Here is a 659-nt window from a genome sequence, read left to right as displayed (position 1 = left end):
CAGGCGGTCTTTGCGGCCACGGCGGCCACCATCGTGTCCGGGGCCGTCGCCGAGCGGATCCAGTTTAGCGGCTACCTGATCTTTTCGGTCCTCATCACGGGGCTGATCTACCCGGTGTTCGGGGCCTGGGCTTGGGGCGGGCTCTTCAACGGCAGCGGCTGGCTGGAGGGGCTCGGCTTCATCGACTTTGCCGGCTCGACGGTCGTGCACTCGGTTGGGGGCTGGGCGGCCCTCGCCGGCGCGCTGGTCGTGGGGCCCCGCGTGGGCAAGTACGCGGCGGACGGCACCCCGCGGGCCATTCCTGGGCACAGCCTTCCCCTCGCGGCCCTGGGCGTGTTCATCCTGTGGCTCGGCTGGTTCGGCTTCAACGCCGGCTCGACGACCGCCGGCTCGACCGCCATCGCCCTCATCGCGATGAACACCTTCCTCGCCGCCGGGGCGGGCGCGGCCACGGCCATGGCCGTCACCTGGATCGACACCGGCACGCCCGACGCCACCATGACGCTGAACGGCGTGCTCGGCGGCCTAGTCGGCATCACGGCCGGCTGCGCCACCCTCACCGGGCCGTTTGCCATCCTCACCGGCGCGGTCGCGGGGCTGCTGGTCGTCTACGCCACGCGCTTCATTGAAACGTACGTCGACGACCCGGTGGGCGCCAT

General features: G+C 71.5%; 1 pseudogene. It reads left to right on the top strand.

Annotation, left to right across the window (positions count from 1 at the left end):
- Positions 1-659 (top strand): annotated as a pseudogene (locus BSZ35_RS00330) (ammonium transporter); the annotation flags it as partial.

It is taken from the genome of Salinibacter sp. 10B, from assembly GCF_002954405.1.
Classification (GTDB): domain Bacteria; phylum Bacteroidota; class Rhodothermia; order Rhodothermales; family Salinibacteraceae; genus Salinibacter.
This window is presented reverse-complemented; position numbering and strand designations above follow the sequence as displayed.